The sequence below is a fragment of the Streptomyces morookaense genome, from assembly GCF_013030945.1.
Taxonomy (GTDB): domain Bacteria; phylum Actinomycetota; class Actinomycetes; order Streptomycetales; family Streptomycetaceae; genus Streptomyces; species Streptomyces morookaensis.
In genome coordinates this window covers 1-734 of sequence record NZ_JABBXF010000191.1, presented here as the reverse complement: position 1 = coordinate 734, position 734 = coordinate 1, and the positions used below count along the sequence as shown (strand labels likewise).

2 protein-coding genes are annotated in these 734 nt (G+C 69.1%); both read left to right on the top strand.

The window, feature by feature from the left end:
- On the top strand, nucleotides 1–388 hold a 388-nt coding region (locus HG542_RS34095), incomplete at its 5' end, for an acyl carrier protein (RefSeq protein ID WP_255316364.1).
- A gap of 46 nt (nucleotides 389–434) precedes the next feature.
- A partial coding sequence (locus tag HG542_RS34090; RefSeq protein WP_171088304.1) for a beta-ketoacyl synthase N-terminal-like domain-containing protein occupies nucleotides 435–734 on the top strand: 300 nt, incomplete at its 3' end.

Below are 734 nucleotides of genomic sequence, written 5' to 3'. Positions count from 1 at the left end.
GGACCTCGGCTTCGACTCGCTGACCGCGGTGGAGCTGCGCAACCTGCTCACCGCCGAGACGGGTCTGACCCTGCCCGCGACGCTGGTCTTCGACCACCCGACGCCCCAGGCCATCGCCCGGTATCTGCGGTCCGGCCTCGTCGGCGAGGCGGGCCCGGCGGAGGTCTCGGTCTTCGGCGAGCTCGACCGGCTGGAGGCGGTGATCTCGACGGCCGCGGCCGAGGAAACCGTCCGGTCGGGCGTGCGGAAGCGGCTGCAGGACCTGCTGGCCCTGGTCAACTCCGCGGACGGCCGCGGGGAGAAGGCCGCCGATGCACAGCGCAAGCTCGAGGACGCGACGATCGACGACATCTTCGACTTGATCGACCAAGATCTAGAAAATTCCTAGTCCTCGGCCCTCTACCTTCGATGACAGCCAAGGACGGATGGGGCGGATGAGCAGCAACGAAGACAGGCTCCTTGAGTATCTCAAGCGGGTCACCGGAGACCTCCGCGAGGCCCGCGAGCGCCTGCGCGAGGCCGAGGAGAAGAACCAGGAACCCATCGCCATCGTGGGGATGGCCTGCCGGTATCCGGGCGGTGTCCGTTCGCCCGAGGATCTGTGGCGGCTGGTGGCCTCCGGCACCGACGCGGTCGGGGAGTTCCCGGCCGACCGGGGCTGGGACGTGGAGGACATCTACGACCCGGACCCCGAGGCATCGGGAAAGACCTACGCGCGGCACGGCGGATTCCTG